The 16,682-nt window shown below is 60.9% G+C and carries 15 protein-coding genes and 1 pseudogene; 9 read left to right on the top strand and 7 right to left on the bottom strand.

All coding sequences use genetic code 11. The features are described from left to right. Window positions 1-56 precede the first annotated feature (56 nt). The 3 genes from ABCW43_RS22045 to ABCW43_RS22035 all read right to left on the bottom strand — a co-directional run bounded on the left by ABCW43_RS22045 (window position 57) and on the right by ABCW43_RS22035 (window position 4,003). Window positions 57-863: a shikimate dehydrogenase family protein gene (locus ABCW43_RS22045; protein ID WP_345928412.1), complete on the bottom strand. Its 807-nt coding sequence runs from the start codon at window positions 861-863 to the stop codon at window positions 57-59. After that, window positions 860-2,833, bottom strand: a complete 1,974-nt coding sequence (locus ABCW43_RS22040) for an FG-GAP repeat domain-containing protein (RefSeq protein ID WP_345928410.1) — start codon at window positions 2,831-2,833, stop codon at window positions 860-862. Before ABCW43_RS22040 ends, ABCW43_RS22045 begins: the two co-directional genes overlap by 4 nt. Window positions 2,834-3,178: 345 nt before the next feature. Further along, window positions 3,179-4,003, bottom strand: coding sequence for an IclR family transcriptional regulator (locus tag ABCW43_RS22035; RefSeq protein ID WP_345928409.1), 825 nt, complete (start codon window positions 4,001-4,003; stop codon window positions 3,179-3,181). 338 nt (window positions 4,004-4,341) lie between these two features. Here ABCW43_RS22035 and ABCW43_RS22030 point away from each other — a divergent pair, with 338 nt between their 5' ends. After that, on the top strand, window positions 4,342-5,217 hold the full coding sequence (locus ABCW43_RS22030; protein ID WP_345928407.1) for a ribokinase: 876 nt from the start codon (window positions 4,342-4,344) through the stop codon (window positions 5,215-5,217). Between the two features lie 339 nt (window positions 5,218-5,556). Here ABCW43_RS22030 and ABCW43_RS22025 read toward each other — a convergent pair. Next, window positions 5,557-5,839, bottom strand: a pseudogene (locus tag ABCW43_RS22025) (hypothetical protein); the annotation flags it as partial. A gap of 165 nt (window positions 5,840-6,004) precedes the next feature. Between ABCW43_RS22025 and greA the strand changes: the two are divergent. The 8 genes from greA (at window position 6,005) to ABCW43_RS21985 (ending at window position 13,846) form a co-directional block, all read left to right on the top strand. Further along, the gene (gene greA, locus ABCW43_RS22020) at window positions 6,005-6,487 is read left to right on the top strand and encodes a transcription elongation factor GreA (RefSeq protein WP_345928405.1); all 483 of its coding nucleotides are present in this window, start codon (window positions 6,005-6,007) and stop codon (window positions 6,485-6,487) included. A 125-nt stretch (window positions 6,488-6,612) separates the two neighbouring features. Further along, on the top strand, window positions 6,613-7,545 hold the full coding sequence (locus tag ABCW43_RS22015) for an MYG1 family protein (RefSeq protein ID WP_345928403.1): 933 nt from the start codon (window positions 6,613-6,615) through the stop codon (window positions 7,543-7,545). Window positions 7,546-7,636: 91 nt separating this feature from the next. Next, window positions 7,637-8,848 carry a LysR family transcriptional regulator gene (locus tag ABCW43_RS22010; RefSeq protein WP_345928401.1) on the top strand — a complete coding sequence of 404 codons (1,212 nt, stop codon included), beginning with the start codon at window positions 7,637-7,639 and terminating at the stop codon, window positions 8,846-8,848. Window positions 8,849-9,131: 283 nt separating this feature from the next. Continuing rightward, window positions 9,132-10,310 (top strand): ABC transporter substrate-binding protein, encoded by a 1,179-nt coding sequence (locus ABCW43_RS22005; protein WP_345928399.1) that lies wholly within the window; start codon window positions 9,132-9,134, stop codon window positions 10,308-10,310. 179 nt (window positions 10,311-10,489) lie between these two features. After that, entirely contained in the window at window positions 10,490-11,347 is an 858-nt protein-coding gene (locus ABCW43_RS22000) for a branched-chain amino acid ABC transporter permease (protein ID WP_345928397.1), read from the top strand. Then, window positions 11,344-12,381, top strand: a complete 1,038-nt coding sequence (locus tag ABCW43_RS21995; protein ID WP_345928395.1) for a branched-chain amino acid ABC transporter permease — start codon at window positions 11,344-11,346, stop codon at window positions 12,379-12,381. Before ABCW43_RS22000 ends, ABCW43_RS21995 begins: the two co-directional genes overlap by 4 nt. Then, window positions 12,381-13,130 carry an ABC transporter ATP-binding protein gene (locus ABCW43_RS21990; RefSeq protein ID WP_345928393.1) on the top strand — a complete coding sequence of 250 codons (750 nt, stop codon included), beginning with the start codon at window positions 12,381-12,383 and terminating at the stop codon, window positions 13,128-13,130. Before ABCW43_RS21995 ends, ABCW43_RS21990 begins: the two co-directional genes overlap by 1 nt. Next, window positions 13,127-13,846, top strand: a complete 720-nt coding sequence (locus ABCW43_RS21985) for an ABC transporter ATP-binding protein (protein WP_345928391.1) — start codon at window positions 13,127-13,129, stop codon at window positions 13,844-13,846. Before ABCW43_RS21990 ends, ABCW43_RS21985 begins: the two co-directional genes overlap by 4 nt. Here the strand turns inward: ABCW43_RS21985 and ABCW43_RS21980 are convergent, their stop codons facing one another. The 3 genes from ABCW43_RS21980 to ABCW43_RS21970 all read right to left on the bottom strand — a co-directional run bounded on the left by ABCW43_RS21980 (window position 13,847) and on the right by ABCW43_RS21970 (window position 16,682). Further along, window positions 13,847-14,731, bottom strand: a complete 885-nt coding sequence (locus tag ABCW43_RS21980; protein ID WP_345928389.1) for an AraC family transcriptional regulator — start codon at window positions 14,729-14,731, stop codon at window positions 13,847-13,849. A 134-nt stretch (window positions 14,732-14,865) separates the two neighbouring features. Beyond that, window positions 14,866-15,618 (bottom strand): ABC transporter ATP-binding protein, encoded by a 753-nt coding sequence (locus tag ABCW43_RS21975; RefSeq protein ID WP_345928387.1) that lies wholly within the window; start codon window positions 15,616-15,618, stop codon window positions 14,866-14,868. After that, window positions 15,612-16,682 (bottom strand): FecCD family ABC transporter permease, encoded by a 1,071-nt coding sequence (locus ABCW43_RS21970; protein WP_345928385.1) that lies wholly within the window; start codon window positions 16,680-16,682, stop codon window positions 15,612-15,614. The genes ABCW43_RS21975 and ABCW43_RS21970 overlap by 7 nt, the downstream gene beginning before the upstream one ends.

The raw sequence follows: 16,682 nt of genomic DNA, 5'->3' as shown, positions 1-16,682 counted from the left end.
TGCCAGAGACCGCTTTTGTAGGCACCTCAGTTGGAGACTACCTAGCCTGAGCGCAACTAAGCCCAAAGCTCACAGATATGGTCGACAGTGAGGTCGGCTTGTCCGGTGATCATGTGCATGCCGGAATGGGTTTCGACACCCCTTGCTGCAGCCAGCGCAAGAAGCCTGGTTGTTTCCGGTTGGGCAATGACTTCAGCGAATGTCATCCCGGGCTGCAGGAGATCCGGACTGAGCGGTAGTGCGTCATTGTCTTGAAGGCCGAGTGACGTGGCATTGACGACGAGCTGGCCTGCTTCCGGCTCGGCTTTGCCTGCCTTGGCAACTTTTCTTCCAAAGTCAGCGTTCACCGTCTCCGCCAGCGCTTCGGCTTTGTCAAAAGTTCGATTCGACACCGTAATGCTGTTGGCACCTGCCTCGACGAGTGCAAACGCTATGGCGACCGAAGCGCCACCGGCCCCGATGATGAGAGCATCGCGACCATCAATCGCGATCCCTTTGGATTGGAGGCCCCGCACAAAGCCTTTGCCATCGAACTGGTAGCCTCGAAAACTGCCGTCGCGTTCGCGCCGGACGAAGTTGACAGCGCCGACCCGGGCTGCCACCGGATCGAGACTGTCGCAGAGACCGATCGCCGTCTGTTTATGAGGCAGGGTAATGCCGAACCCCACGAGGTTCGGCATCGCCCTCAGACCGGCCCAGATTGTGGCCAGGTCTTTTGCTGGGACATGGAGCGGGACAGAGACGATATCTGCCCCGCGTGCCGCAAAAAGAGGATTGACCGCAGCTGGCGACTTGGCCTGGGCGATCGGGTCGCCGATAATGCCAATCAGCTTGGTTGTACCTCGAATGCTGACGCCGCTCACCACGACAATTCCTCGCGCTTGAGCCAGACGATGCTGCCGTCCTCGATCCCGACAACGATATCGAGATTTCCGCGGCCGGCCCAATCAACAACTTCCGGAGAGGCGACATGCATTGCCATCTGAATTGTCTCGTCGCGGTGTTTGATCGGGATTGGCAATGCAAAGCGCGGCTCTTCCGGCGTTCCGACATTGCGGCAGTAGAACAGGCCGGCCTGCTTCGTTGTATTACGTGGCGCGCCGGTCTTCGGATCCGGTGGCACGCAGGCGCGGGCATGGGTGCCAAAAATAAGGTCCGTGCGACCTGTGCCTTCCCAATCGCAGAAGCACAGCTTTACGCGCCCGCGCCCGCCGCCAACATCGACCGTAAAACGAATAGCTTCGCCGTCTTCCCAACGTAGGAAACGTTTGTCGACGAGTTCCGTATCGGACGCCTTCCTCCAGTCGCTGAGGACCCCGTCCTCATCTAGTGCGACATAGTGGAGGTCGTTGTCCTTGAGCCAGTCGACGACCGCCGGTCGAACCCGCCAGACTGTCTTTAACGGCTTGCCCTTGAAGGTTAGGAACTCCTCCTCGCCGAAGCGTGGCGGCAGGATCTTTTCGCCGGTGTTGCGGAATAGCCGATGACGGCCCGTAACGTCGCTGACCAATATGTCCATGCTGCCATTGCCGGTCCAATCGGCAAGGGTCGGGCAGGAATAGCCGAACATTTTTTCCGACGGCCCCTGGATAGAGCCCGTCAATCCGGCTGCAAGCCGGACCGGCGTGTCGCCACCCTTCAGCATGACTTCCTTGTCGAGATAAATGATCCCGTCTTTTTCCCGGCTCTGGTAGAAGAGCAATTCGCCTGTGCTGTTGCCAACGACAAGATCGTAGTGCCCGTCACCGCTGAAATCATAGGCCGCGGGGCTTGGCAGGATACCCGCGTGAATCAATGGCTTCGTGGTCTCGATGCGGCCGTGCTGCTCGAAACGTGGAAGTCCGTCTTCGCCATTGCCGACGTTCTTGAGGAAGCTGATGTATCCATCCTCGGCACCGTAAAGGATGTCTTCGCGACCGTCGCCATCCCAATCGACGACGCAGGGGAGATGGATACAGTGTTCGAGTTCCAGAACCTTATCGTCTATACTGCGGATCAGGCTGGTCGGCTCGAAGGTTCCGTCTTCGCGCTGTCGGGCAATATGCAGGATATTCCAGAACTCGCCTGCAATGATGTGTTGCTGTCCAGTCCCGAACTGGCCGAATGCAGGCGCCAGCTGCCCATAGACCTCAAGTGGCGTGTCGCCGGCGATGAGGGCATGACCCTTTTCCAGCACGGGAGCTGCGAGCGTACCGTTGTTCTTGAATGCGTATAGGAAGCCCCGCAGCGGACCGCCGAGCCAACGTCCGGCGTCGTCATAGCCGCGATAGCCTTCGTCGTTCCATTCCAGACCGTTCGGCCAGTAGTCGTTCCAGTAGTCGCTACCGACGATCAGTTCCGCCACCCCGTCGCCATCGATATCGTGGAACCGGGCCATATGGAAATATTCGTTACCCCTAACCCAGTCGGCATCGAGGTCAAGGCGCACAGGGTCGCCAAATTCAGGGGCGCCTTTTTTTCCAATGTTGGGAAACACATAAATCTGCTTTCGCAGCCGCGACGCGGAGACAAGATGGAAAATATCCCCGTCCTTAACGGCAGTCACGTAGCCGCGGACGCTTTCAACCAGTTCTTCTTTGCCTAGGATAGGTGTGCCGTCAGGATTGGTGCCGATTTGGCGACGCAAGAAGACGCGACCGTCGTAGCAGGCGTCCCATGCAGAAATCAGCATGTCCTTTGTACCGGTACCGCTCCAATCGACGATCTCGACACAGGTGATGATCCGACCTGCGACAGGCGCCGACTTGACGTCCGGGTGGTATTCCAAAGTCTCCGAGCCATAGTCGGGACCGTGCCAAAGAGTGGCGTCGTCTTCCCATCTTGTTACGCTCATCGCAAACCCTCTCCACTTGCGGAATTAATTGGAAATGATTTCTAAAACGAAACTGCCTTTCAAATCCAGTGGAAAATTCAGTCTGGCGCGCCTTCGGGTGCAGGACATCGGGCCGCGATAGATAGGGAGGGAACGGCTGATGTCCGGCAAAGGGCTTGAGGATAAGCGCGAGTGTCCTCCGATGCAGCCTGCGTTACTGGCGGGCTGGCAGTGGACAAGCTGTCCTGGCGATGGCACGGGACTGCTTCCGTGATGGGACGTGATGAGGTCCGCAATGCCAGAGCCCGGGTGATCCTTGCAGATCCAACCGGCCGTGATCATGCTTCAAAGTAACCGTAGGCGCAGCTACCGCACTGCGCCGGTTGCAACGATCAGTGGCGTCATGGTTCGCTGGCGAACTCGCAGAGGCCAGATATCGCTCAGTTCTTCCGCAGCCTTTTTGAGGGACCGAACTAAGTCGGGCCAACGATCTTCGGTTATGCGCATAAGAGGTCCCGCAACGGAGATCGTTCCAGCGACCGGCGCTTCAGCATCAGAACTCGTTCGAAAGGGAACCGCGACGGCTGCGGTACCAGCCTCACCCTCCTCGACAGAGGTTGCGAAGCCGCGCTCCCGGGTTTCATTCAGTCGGACCCTGAGTTCATCGATTGATCGAGCAGAATTGGGACCAAGCTTCCGTTTGGTCGTAAAACCGCGAGAATAGACGATCTCCAGTGCGCGTTCTTCGGGCAGAGTAGAAAGCCACGCCTTTCCATTCGCCGTTGCGTGAAGAACGATTTCCTGTCCCATGTCCGGATCATATCGGAGGCCGGTTGTCGCACCTTGTGCGCGTGCCACCCATATCAAATCCTGACCTTCCAGGATCGCCAGACGGCAGTATTCTTGTGTTTCCATAGCCAGCCGATTCAGGACGGATTGCACCACGTCGGGAACGTTCCGGGCATCGAGATTCCGGAACGCCAAGGCGCTCAACCGAAGAGAAAGGGCATAGTTCTGGCTGGCGGCATCTTGGGTCACCCAACCGTGGCTAATCAGGGTCGTCAAGAGGCGATGGACCGCACTCGCCGGCATATCGAGACGTCCAGCGAGGTCGGACAACTCGATTGATCCTGCTTCTCCAGCCAACACTTCCAAGAGCGTCAGGCATCGTGATACGGCTGCGACGGTCAAACCTTAATCTCCTTTTCGTCAAGCCTATAAGGTTTGTTTCCAATATGGAATAGGCTTCCATAACCGATCCCCATTTGGTGTCGCTTGCCGTCAAGTCCCGGTTTGGCCTGCGGCCCGCGCTCGCCACAAACGTTCGGAATTGCTCCTTGAGCTTGATAAAAATAGAAACTGATTCTAAAAGGAAAATAAATTCTGATTATGTGCGATGCGCCGAGAGTGAGAACTGACCAATTTGTCAGGGCGACGTTCACTTCGATTACCAACAAAGATCACAGCGTTCGCATATGGCTTTGGGACCAATTTCGCGCCGCCGGCGGAAGCAAGCTAGGACATGTAGAATGATCGTCACCTTCGGATCCATCAATGTTGACCTCATCTACCTGGTCAACGAGATACCTCAAGCAGGTCAGACGGTCTTAGCCCGAGGATCCCGGACCGAGGCTGGAGGGAAGGGGGCTAACCAAGCGCTTGCAGCTGCACGGGATGGCGCAAATGTCGTCATGGTTGGAGCGGTGGGTAACGACGCCATCGCCCCTATCGCTCTTCAGAATTTGGAAAGCGAGGTCGATATCAGCCGTGTGGTCCGATCGAACGAGCCTACCGGCTCCGCCGCAATAATCATCGATGCCGATGGCCGCAATATGATCGCAGTCGCAGCAGGCGCCAACCTGGTAGCCCAATCCAATGGCGTTGAAGATGAGCTGCTTTGTAACGCAAGTTACGTCCTGATGCAGATGGAGAACGACGCTGTTCAGATTGAAAATCTAATCAGACGGGTTTCCAATCATCCCGCAAAATCGATTCTCAACCTCGCGCCGGCCTGTCGGCTGGACCGTGACCTTCTCTCTCTCGTCGATATCGTAATCGTCAACGAAGACGAGGCCGAAGCTCTTTCCGGTTGGCTTGGTTGCGAGCCGAGCGCAAGATCGTTGTCCGAGGCTCTCAACACCGGGGTTTTACGCACCATGGGAGGAGAGGGAGCCGAAGCTTTCATCAATGGCGAGAAAGTAACGGTCCCGGCGCTTCGCGTTGATGCTGTGGATACGACCGCAGCGGGCGATTGTTTTGTAGGCGTCCTCGCGTCGGGTCTCGATCGAGGCCTCTCGCTCGACGCGGCGATGCGACGAGCCGCAAAGGCCGCTGCGATTGCCTGCTCGCGTCCGGGAAGCCAGTCGAGCATTCCTCACAACGGCGAGACAGATAGTTGGACCTGAGGAAAGCCATGGGCAATCACCTGCGTGAACCCCGTCGGAATTGAAACCGCTCTGGTGCTAAAGGCCGCAGCGGCGATTTGGGTTATGTATCTCGCAATGAAGCTTTGGGTGACGGGAAGCAAAGATGTCATGGACCGCAGCGTAACCGCTCGACGCATATTTGTGACGACGATGCTCAACCCCAAGGCCCTTGTGTTCGGACTTGTTCTTCTACCTCCGCCGATCGCGCCGGACTTCCTGCCAAAGCTTACAATTTTCGTTGCCTTGGCAAGCATCGTTGCCGTGATTTGGGGTTTGATCGGCAGGTTGACGCAGGTCGGTGTGCGAAGCCATTGGCGCCTAGTGATACTTCAGCGGACCGCGTCCGGCTGGCTCGCTATCGTGGAACATTTTAAGGTGCTCTGTGCATACGTCATTGACCAGATCGAGAAGCAGCGCGGTTCGCTCTCCGAGCCAGATCAGCGCTTCCCCGCTGATTTCGTAGTATTTTGAGTACCGCGCCGAGCGTGTTGAACCAGGCGCGCTCGCGATGCTGATCGCGCGGAAAGGCCTCGGTCAGACGGCGGTCCTGTTCCTCGGCAAGCGAACGCAGGAACTTGATGTTGTGGGAAGGCGGGCCGGCAGCGATTTGGTGTCCGAGCAGTGAAGCGCAGGTTGCCGCGTGAGGTATGCGCCGATGGATCGAGATTGGCGGTTCCTCCGTTGGTGTCGTATGCATGGGTCCGACAAACGGGCAGGCCAGGTGCTCCATGCACTGCAGGGGCGTCGCACCAGACGGAGTTTAAGATTGAGCGTTGCCTTCACCAAGGAAGAGAGTTCCGAAACCGCAGCGGAAACCCTGCTGCCCGACCGTCCGATTTCGCCGCACCCGACTCTGGTGACGGAAGCGGGGTTGAGGGCTTTGGAGTTGCAGCTCCGACAGGCGCGCGACGCCTATGAGGCCGCAAGTGCGATCGAGGACGTCAACGAGCGGCGGCGGCAGCAGGCAAATCCAATGCGCGATGCCCGCTATTTTGCTGCAAGGGTTCACACGGCCCAGCTCGTTCCGGACCCGACGTCGTTCGAGAATGTCGCGTTTGGCAGCACCGTGACCTTCAGCCGCGACGATGGGCGCGTCCAGACCTATCGGATCGTCGGAGAAGATGAAGCGGATCCCAAGGCCGGATCGATTTCCTTTGCCTCACCGGTCGCAAGGCTGCTGATGAGCAAGGCTGTCGGAGATTTCGTCAGCGTCGGCGAGCAGGAGCTGGAGATCCTTGCGATCTCCTGAAGTGTTTGCATAACGGCTAGATACGCGTCCAAATGACCGAATGACGGGTTGAGCCGGCGTCCGGCAATGGCTATCAGGTGCTGACTGCAAACCGACCTTCCGCGAACCACAAGGCGCATTCCGGCATGACCCCAGATTTTCTCGTCACCCATTCGGGTGGCTTCCATGCCGACGAACTGCTGTCGAGCGTCGTGCTGACCCGGCTCTTTCCGAAGGCTCGGATCGTTCGCAGCCGGGCGCCGGAATGGATCACGCCCGGAACTGATCGCATCATATACGACGTCGGCGGCGCCTATGACGCTGCGGCGCAGGTCTTTGATCACCACCAGCGCGGTGCGCCGCTGCGCGGCGATGGCCAGCCCTATAGTTCGTTCGGGTTGGTCTGGAAGCACTATGGCCGTGACTACCTTGCCGCCCTGGGCTATCCTGAGGCTCATATCGAGACTTTGCATGCCTCTTTCGATTCGAGCTTCGTACTTCCGGTCGATTTGATGGACAACGGCGCGCTCAGCCCGTCGGTCGCGGGACCCCTGGCCGGCCTCACTCTGCCAGCTCTTCTGGAAACCCTGAAACCCGTGTTCGACGAAAAAGACCCGGAAGCCGAAACCCGCGGCTTCCACGCGGCACTCGCCATTGCTCGCAGTTTCGTCGAGGCGAGGATCGCTCAGAGCGCTGCAAAACTGCGGGCCGAGGCGCTTGTGCACCAGGCGATCGTGGATGCGGGCGAAGGGCGCATTCTGGAACTTCCTGTGGGAATGCCGTTCCGCCCGGCGATCATCAAGGCAGGCGCCGACCGTCTGTTGTTCGTCATTCATCCGCGTGACAAGGACTGGTGCCTAACCACCATCCGCCGCGCGGATGAAGGTTTTGAAGTGCGCGCCGATCTGCCGGCGGCCTGGGCCGGTCTGACCGACCGTGATCTCGAGGCAGTCTGCGGCGTCGAAGGCGCCAGCTTCTGTCACAATGGCCGGTTCGTCGCTGCCGCCAGGACCCGCGAGGCCGCTCTCGCCATGGCGGAGCTGGCGGTTAGGGAAGCCATCGCCAACGGGACCAGGTAACGGCGACAGGCAACGGCGGCGGCCGAGGGCGCGCGGTCGAGGGCTGGGCTTCGGCTTTCGGCCTCAAACAGATGTGCTAGAAGATCCCATCATGAGTTCTTCGCAGCCCGCATCGGCATCCACGATCCTGCATCACAGCCTCAGGCATCTGAGGGCGTTCCTCGCGGTCGTCGATACCGGCTCGGTGACCAAGGCGGCCGAGCTCTGCTTCGTCTCCCAGCCGGCGGTCACTCAGGCGCTTTCGAAGATCGAAAAGACCGCCGGCCTGCCGCTGTTTTCCCGCACGCCGCAACGGATCTTTGCCAATGGCGCCGGCGAAATCCTGGCGCTGCGCATCAAGCGGGCCTTCGGATACCTTGATCCCGCCTTGTCGGAATTGTCGCCGCGGCTGCGGGTAACGGCGACGACCGCACAGCTCAAATCGCTGATCGCGGTTCGCGAAACCGAGAATTTCACGCTGGCGGCAGGCCGCCTGGGCCTTAGCCAGCCGGCGGTCTACCGCGCCGTCAGCCAGCTCGAAGAGGAGGCGGCGCGACCGCTGTTCGAGCGGACTTCCTACGGCATTGTCGCGACCCGCGCGGCCCATGCGCTCGCTCAGGCGGCAAGGCTTGCCTTCATCGAGCTGGAACAGGCGGATGCGGATCTTGCGGAACTGACGGCCGCCGAGATCGGCCAGATCGTCATCGGCGCCACCCCGCTTGCCAAATCCTACGTGCTGCCGAAGGCGATCACCAGTTTCCGCAAGATCCGCCCGAACCTGCCGATCCAAATCCAGGAGGGTCCCTATCCCGATCTGCTGGGTGCGCTTCGCCGCGGCGAGGTGGATTTCATGCTCGGCGCGCTTCGTGTGCCGGCGCCGATCGGCGATGTGGAGCAGAAAGTGCTGTTCCACGACACGGTGGTCATGGTTTCGGGGCAGGCGCATCCGCTGGCCGGCCGTGAGGAGCTGACTGTCGAGGAACTTGCCGCGTTCCCCTGGGTCGTCAACCAGAGCGGCACGCCGATGCGCCGGTATTTCGACAGCGTCTTTACCGGTTCGCCAAGCGGGCCGCCAAAGAGCATCGTCGAAACCGGGTCGCTGATCCTGATGCGCGAGCTTCTGGATTCCAGCGACCATCTCGGCTGCACCTCCCGCCTTCAGGCGGAAGCGGAGATCGCCCGCGGGCTGATGCGGGCGCTGCCCTTCGATCTCAGCCACACGTCGCGGCCGATCGGGGTGACGACGAGAAGGGACTGGCTGCCGACGGCGGCGCAGCAGGCGTTTCTGGAACTTCTGCCGACCTGGTCCGATCGGCCGCTATAACCATAACTTATGAGTCTGGCAGATGAACTGATTGAGCGTGGAGACGCGGGCGGTCTAAGGTGCAAATGTGCCAGGCAGGTGGAGAGACTGATGTTGGCGCGGGGATCGTCGTGTCGAGGCCCATGGAGGTTAACGAAAAGTTGAAAATGGTGGGACGTCGAAGTATCTCGACCCGTTGACTGACATATCGGCAGTCAACGATATAGGCTACCGGTTTTGGCGGGCCTGGGCTGAAGTCCGGCAAGGCCTCCATAAGAAATTCCGCATTCGGAGGAGGAAATACATGCTGAACAGAAGAATGCTCATTGCAGCGGCGGGCGTGGCGCTCAGCTGCGTTGCTGCCATTCCGGCCGCCGCCCAGGAAACTATCAAGATCGGCCTCATCCTGCCGATGACCGGTCCGTTTGCATCGACCGGCCGTCAGGTTTCGGCCGGCGCCAAGACCTTCATGGCGATGAAGGGCGACACGGTCGCCGGCAAGAAGATCGAACTCGTCATCCGCGACGACGCCGGCACGGCCGACCAGACCCGCCGCATCGCCCAGGAACTGGTCGTCAACGACGGCGCCAGGGTTCTGGCCGGCTTCGGCCTGACGCCGCTCGCCATGGCGGTCGCCCCGGTCGCGACCCAGGCGAAGATCCCGTCGGTGGTCATGGCGGCCGGCACGGCTTCGATCACCAAGGCGTCGGAATACATCACCCGCACTTCGGGCACCCTGCCGCAGTATTCCCTGCCGGTCGGCACCTGGGCTGCCGCCAACAAGATCAAGAAGGTCGTGACGCTCGTTTCCGACTACGGTCCGGGCATCGATGCCGAGAAGTGGTTCACCAAGGAATTCAAGGCCAAGGGTGGCGAGATCGTCGAGGCCGTGCGCGTGCCGCTCGCCAATCCGGACTTCGCGCCCTTCCTGCAGCGCGTCCGCGACGCGAAGCCCGATGCGGTTTTCGTGTTTCTGCCCTCGGGGGCCGGTTCACTGTTCATGAAGCAGTTCGCAGACCGCGGCCTTGCCGATGCCGGCATCAAGCTAATCGCGACCGGCGACGTGACCGACGACGATATCCTCAATTCGATGGGCAAGCCGGCCATCGGCACCATTACCGGCCATTTTTATGCGACCGCACATGACAGTCCGGAAAACAAGGCCTATGTCGCCGCCTTCAAGAAGGCCAATGCCGACATGCGCCCGAACTTCATGTCGGTCGGCGGTTACGACGGCATGGCGCTGATCTACGCGGCGCTTGAGAAGACCAAGGGCGACGTCACCGGCCCGGCCTTCATGGCAGCCGTCAAGGGCCTCTCCTGGACGAGCCCGCGTGGTCCCGTCTCGATCGATCCGGAAACCCGCGACATCATCCAGAACATCTACATGCGTGAGGTCAAGGACGTGAACGGCGAGCTGCAGAACGTCGAGTTCCAGACGTTCAAGGATCTCATGGATCCGGAAAAGGCCGAAGCCAAGTAAGGCCCGCTTTACAAGCGGACGGCGGGAGATTGCTTCCGCCGTTTCGTGCGAAAAATATCCTGGCATCCCTGTTCTTGACCGCGGTCTCCCGAGTGGGAATGTTAGGATTTGTTGATCGGTAAACGAGCGCGCGGCTGCGGGTGGAAAATCGCCGGCGGTCGCTCTCAAAGAAGAGCCAAATGCTGACAATCCTGTTCGACGGCATCGCTTATGGCATGCTGCTTTTCATTCTGGCCTGCGGGCTGACGGTAACGCTTGGTCTGATGAACTTCATCAACCTGGCGCACGGCGCCTTTGCCATGGCCGGCGGGTACGTGACCGTGGTGATGATGAACCGCTACGGCATCTCCTTCTACTGGTGTCTGCCGGCGGCCTTCATCGTTTCGGCGCTGATCGGCCTCGTGCTGGAGCGGACGCTCTACCAGTGGCTTTACCAGGCGAGCCATCTGGACCAGGTGCTCTTCTCGATCGGCATCGTCTTCATGGCAATCGCCGCGACCGATTATTTCATGGGCGGGCAACAGCAGCTGATCAACCTGCCGCCGGAACTGTCCGGACGCATGGATGTATTCGGCGTTGGCATCGGCCGCTACCGGCTCTTCACCATCGTCATCTGTGCGGTGCTCGCGGTCGCGCTGCAGCTCATCCTGTCGAAGACGCGTTTCGGCAGCCGGCTGCGGGCAGCGGTCGATGACCGGCGTGTTGCCATGGGGCTCGGCATCAACGTGCCGCTCGTCTTTGCGTTGACCTTCGCCTTCGGTTCGGGCCTTGCCGGTCTCGGTGGCGCGATGGGCGCGGAAATCCTCGGGCTCGATCCGAACTTTCCGCTGAAATTCATGATCTACTTCCTCATCGTCGTCTCCGTCGGCGGCACGTCAACCGTCTCCGGCCCCTTCCTCGCCGCCCTGCTGCTCGGCATTGCCGACGTGGCCGGCAAATATTACGTGCCGGCGATCGGTCCCTTCGTCATCTACGCGCTGATGATCGTCATGCTCATCGTACGGCCGAACGGCCTGTTTTCGAGGGGTGGCCGATGAGCGTTCTTCCGCAGGAAACAACCGTGTCCGCAAACTCCTCCACCGCCGCAGCCGAAACCCGTGCTGCGAAGTTGATGAAACGGCGGAGCCGAATCCGCTTCTACGAGATCATCGTCTGGATCGCCGCGATAGCCGCCTACTTCCTGCTGCCGTCGAAGATGCTGATCCTCACCGAGATCGCCATCCTGGCGCTGTTTGCCGTGTCGCTCGACCTAGTGCTCGGATTTGCCGGCATCGTCTCGCTCGGCCATACTGCCTTCTTCGGGCTCGGCGCCTATGTGGCCGGCCTGATGGCGCAGCATTATTTCGCCGAACCGGTGACCGGGCTGATCGTTGCGGGGATCGCCTCCGGCGTGCTTGGGCTGCTTACCAGCTTCCTCATCCTGCGCGGCTCCGACCTCACCCGGCTGATGACCACGCTCGGCATCGGCCTGATGATGGCGGAAGTGGCCAACCAGATGGCGTGGCTGACCGGCGGTGCTGACGGCCTTTCCGGCTTTTCGCCCGGCCCGATCCTCGGCATGTTCGAATTCGACCTGTTCGGCAAGGTCGGTTATCTCTATTGCGTCGGCGTGCTCTTCATCGGCACGATGATCATGCGCCGCATCGCCTTCTCGCCTTTCGGCCTGTCGCTGAAGGCGATCAAGGGCAACCCGATGCGCTCCGCCATGATCGCCGTGCCCGGCCGCAAGCGCATCGTCATCGCCTATACGATCGCGGCGGTGTTTGCCGGCATGGCAGGGGCGCTGCTCACCCAGACGACCGCCTTCGTTTCCCCCGACGTGCTCGCCTTCCACCGCTCGGCCGATGTTCTGCTGGTGCTCGTCATCGGTGGTACCGGTTATCTCTACGGCGGCATCTTCGGCGCCATCCTGTTCACCCTGGTGAAGGACTGGCTGTCGGTGATCACGCCCCAATACTGGATGTTCTATATCGGCCTGCTGCTCGTCATCCTGGTGCTGATCGGCCGTGACCGGCTGTCGCGTTGGGTGGAATACCTGCCCGGGCGTTTCTCGAAGAAGGAGGACCGCTGATGAGCGACATCGTTCTCGAAACCCGTCATCTCGTGCGCCGCTTCGGTGCCTTCCTCGCCACCAATGACGTCAGCCTGAAGGTGGAGCGTGGCGCTCGCCACGCCCTGATCGGCCCGAACGGCGCCGGCAAGACGACGCTGATCAACCTCCTGACCGGCGTCCTGCCGCCGTCGGAAGGCCAGGTCTTTCTCGAGGGCGAGGACATCACTTCGATGGCGTCGTTCCGGCGGGTCAAGCGCGGGCTCACCCGCACCTTCCAGATCAACCAGCTGTTCAACGAGTTCACACCGCTCGAAACCGTGGCGCTGGCAATCGCCGAACGCGAAGGCGTCGGCCACAATCTGTGGCGATCGATCGCCGGTTACGGCAAGGTGGTCGACGAGGCGGCAGCCCTTCTGGCGCGCTTCGGCCTCTCCTCCGTGATGGGTGAGCGCACCGTGATCCTGCCTTATGGCAAGCAGCGCCTGCTCGAAATCGCGCTCGCTTTCGCCTCCAAACCGCGGGTTCTGCTGCTCGACGAACCGGCCGCCGGCGTGCCGGAGGACGAGCGGCACGAGGTGCTGCAGATCGTCTCCGACCTTCCGGCAGACGTCACCGTGCTGTTGATCGAGCACGACATGGATCTGGTCTTCTCGTTCGCCAACCGGATTTCGGTCCTGGTGGCGGGCGCGGTCTTTGTCGAAGGAACGGTTGCGGAAATCTCCAGCGATCCGCGCGTCAAGGCCGTCTATCTTGGAGAAAATGCATGAGCGCCCCGGTTCTGGTCACCGAAAAACTGGTCGCGGGTTATGGCGAAGCGAGCGTACTCGCCGGCATCAGCCTCAAGATCGAGGAAGGCCGCACTCTGGCCTTACTGGGCCGCAACGGCACCGGCAAGACGACCTTCGTCAATACGCTGGCCGGCGTCACGACGCATCATTCGGGCTCGATCCACCTGATGGGACGCGACGTGACGAAGCTTCGCGCCGACCGACGTGCCGCGGCCGGCATCGGCTGGGTGCCGCAGGAGCGCAACATCTTCAAGTCTCTGACCGTCGAGGAAAACATGACGGCGATCGCGCGTCCCGGTGTCTGGACGCTGGAACGGGTCTATGCGATGTTCCCGCGGTTGAAAGAGCGCCGCAAGAACCTCGGCAACCAGCTCTCCGGCGGCGAACAGCAGATGCTGGCGGTCGGCCGGGCGCTGATGGTCAATCCGAAACTGCTTCTTCTCGATGAGCCGACCGAAGGCCTGGCGCCTATCATCGTCGATGAACTGCTGGCGGCGATCCAGCGCATCACCCAAGGCGAGGGCATGTCAGCCATCATCATCGAGCAGAAGGCCCGCAAGGTCCTGCCGCTCTCCGACGACGCCGTCATTCTCGATCGCGGTGCGATCGTCTACCAGGGCACCAGCGCCGACCTGCTCGCCAACGACGATATCCTCGGCAAGCACCTGACCGTGGAAAAGGGTACACCGCACTAGTCATTTCAACGGCAGGAACAGCTCCGCGACCGTCTCATGCTCCGCTACCTCGGGGAAGAATGCGAGGCGTTGGCAGTAGAGAGGGAAATCCCTTGGCTCTTCGCCGCTGGCAGGCAGCCAATCGCGATAGAGATAGAGAGCGGCTGGCTCCAGATTGTCGGTATTGCCGACGACGCGCAGAACCGCGCAGCGCCCGCCGGGAATAAGACCCGCCGCCATCCCTTCGTCATTCGGTCCAATCGGGAAATCGATGCCGGCACACAGGTCCATCCGATATTCGGCCGGCGATACGGGCCGCCGTTCGGAACGGAAGACGTTGAAGATCGGGCTGGTTTTTGGGGATGATAGACCCCTGGCCTTTCGCCAGGCGATGAACCGCTGGATGGTATCGCCAATCGTCGCGGGGTCGCCCCGGTGCTCCATGATCGCCACCGGCGTCGAGGGCACATCGCGGATTGTCACATCTTCATGGCTATAAGTCTTCTGCATGAGCTTGCTCCTAGCGTTGTCAAGAGGCCCGAAGGCTGCAAGCCACGGCTCCCATTCGGGAGATTTTCGGAACGACGAAGGCGATTGTCCGAACCGTTGCCGGAAGGCGCGGGCGAAAGCATCCGGTGCGCCGTAGCCGGCATCCATCGCTATGTCGGTGACACTTTCGGCGTCTCTATAGGCCAACCGGTACGAAGCGCGCTTCATGCGGGCAAGTTGGACATAGCGATACACGGACAACCCGAAGGTCGCCGTAAACTGCCGGTGGAAATGGTATTTCGAGAACGCCGCGACGCCGCTCAACGCTTCCAGGTCCAGATCACCGTCAAGGTGCCGGTCTATGTGGTCCAGCACCCGCTGCATTCGGGCATAGTAGTTTTCAAGTGCCGCCTTCATCGTCTCTTCTCCGTGGCGACACCAGCTAGGCCCTTTCGAACATGTCGCGCTCGACCAATCTTGCGATTTTGGCATGGATCAGCAGATGCCCGCCAGCGACGGCGTTCAGGCAAGCCCGAGAGATTCAGCGATTCCTAGTGCGCCGTTCCGTCGACGATCACGTGGTCGTGGTCCATCGAGCATTTCTCGATGCGGGCATGGACCTTGTAGACGTCTCGCAGCATATCGACGGTGACGACTTCGCGCGCGTTGCCGCAGGCGCGCATCCGGCCGTTGGCGATCACCAGGACCTTGTCGGCAAAACGCAGGGCCTGGTTGAGGTCGTGGATGGCGATCATCACGATCATGCCTTTCGAGCGTGCTCGCCGCTGCATGAAATCCAGCACTTCCACCTGCCGGTGAAGATCGAGCGCGCTGGTGGGCTCGTCCATCAGCATGATTTCCGGTTCGCGAACCAGCGCCTGGGCGATCGACACCAGCTGGCGCTGACCGCCGGAGAGCGCACCGAGATCTCGAAACGCGATGGCGGTGATGTTGAGCGCCCTCATGATTTCGTCGATGAACGAAAGGTCGCTGTCGCTGACGCTCCAGGACTGGCCCTGCTTGCGGGCGAGAAGAATGGATTCGTAGACGGTCAGCACCGCATTGGCGGACGTGTCCTGCGGCATGTAGGTGATGGCGTTCCTGGTCCTGGCGCCATCGATGACGATATTGCCGGGACCCTTCAGAAGGCCGGTGATGCGCTTGAACAGCGTCGATTTGCCGGCGGCGTTTGGGCCGATGACGGCGATCAGTTCGCCCGCCTGCATGACCGGCGTCGTCACGTTTTCCACGAAAAGTTTGCGGCCGTGATAGGCGCCGACCGATTGCAGTTGCAACGCTACCATGACCGGCTCCGGTTCGAGAGGATGAGCGAGAAGAAGAACGGTACGCCGACCAGTGCGGTGATGATACCGATCGGGAAGACCACGCCCGGAATGATCGACTTCGAGACGATCGAGGTGACCGACAGCAGCAGCGCCCCCGACAGGATCGAGCCCGGCAGGAAGAAACGCTGGTCTTCGCCGAGGATCATGCGGGCGATATGCGGGCCGACCAGACCGACGAAACCGATCGTGCCGACGAAGCTGACCGGGACTGCGGCCAGAAGCGAAACGATCAGCATGGTTTCGAGCCGGATGCGCCGGACATTGACGCCGAAGCTCGCGGCCTTGTCCTCGCCGAGCCGGATCGCGGTCAGTGCCCATGCGTTGCGGGCAAACAGCGGCAGCGCGATCAGCAGGACGGCAAGCGTGATGCCGATCTTCGGCCAGGTCGCCTTGGTGAGGCTGCCCATGGTCCAGAAGACGACGGCGGAAAGTGCCTGCTCAGAGGCGAGATACTGCAGAAGGGCGAGCAGCGCATTGAAGGTGAAGACCAGCGCGATGCCGAGCAGCACGACCGTCTGCACCGAGACGCCGCGCATCTGCGAGATGAAGTGGATGAACAGCGTGGCGATCAGCGCCATGATGAAGGCATTAGCCGGCACGAGCAGGGTGGCGGCAACCGGCAGGATGGAGACGCTGGTGACGATTGCCAGCGCCGCCCCGAAACTGGCAGCCGCCGAGATGCCGAGCGTGAACGGGCTGGCGAGCGGATTGGCAAGAATCGTCTGCATCTGGGCACCGGCGACCGACAGGGCGGCGCCGACGACGATCGCCATCACGGCGACCGGCATGCGGATATCCCAGACGACCGCCCGTATCTGGGCCGAGACAGAAGAGGGGTCGATCAGCGCGGCGATGACTTCGCCGAGGCTGTAGCGGGCCGGCCCCCAAGCGAGATCGACGGCGAATGACAGGCTGAGAGCGGCCGTCATGGCGGCGAGGATCAGAAGCTTGCGCCGGGCGAGGGCGCGATAGCGCTCCCGCCCTGCTTCAGCTTCGATCCGCAATGCGGCGATCTCGGCCAT

Source organism: Neorhizobium tunisiense, from assembly GCF_039631515.1.
In the GTDB taxonomy this organism is placed as follows: Bacteria; Pseudomonadota; Alphaproteobacteria; order Rhizobiales; family Rhizobiaceae; genus Neorhizobium.
This window is presented reverse-complemented; position numbering and strand designations above follow the sequence as displayed.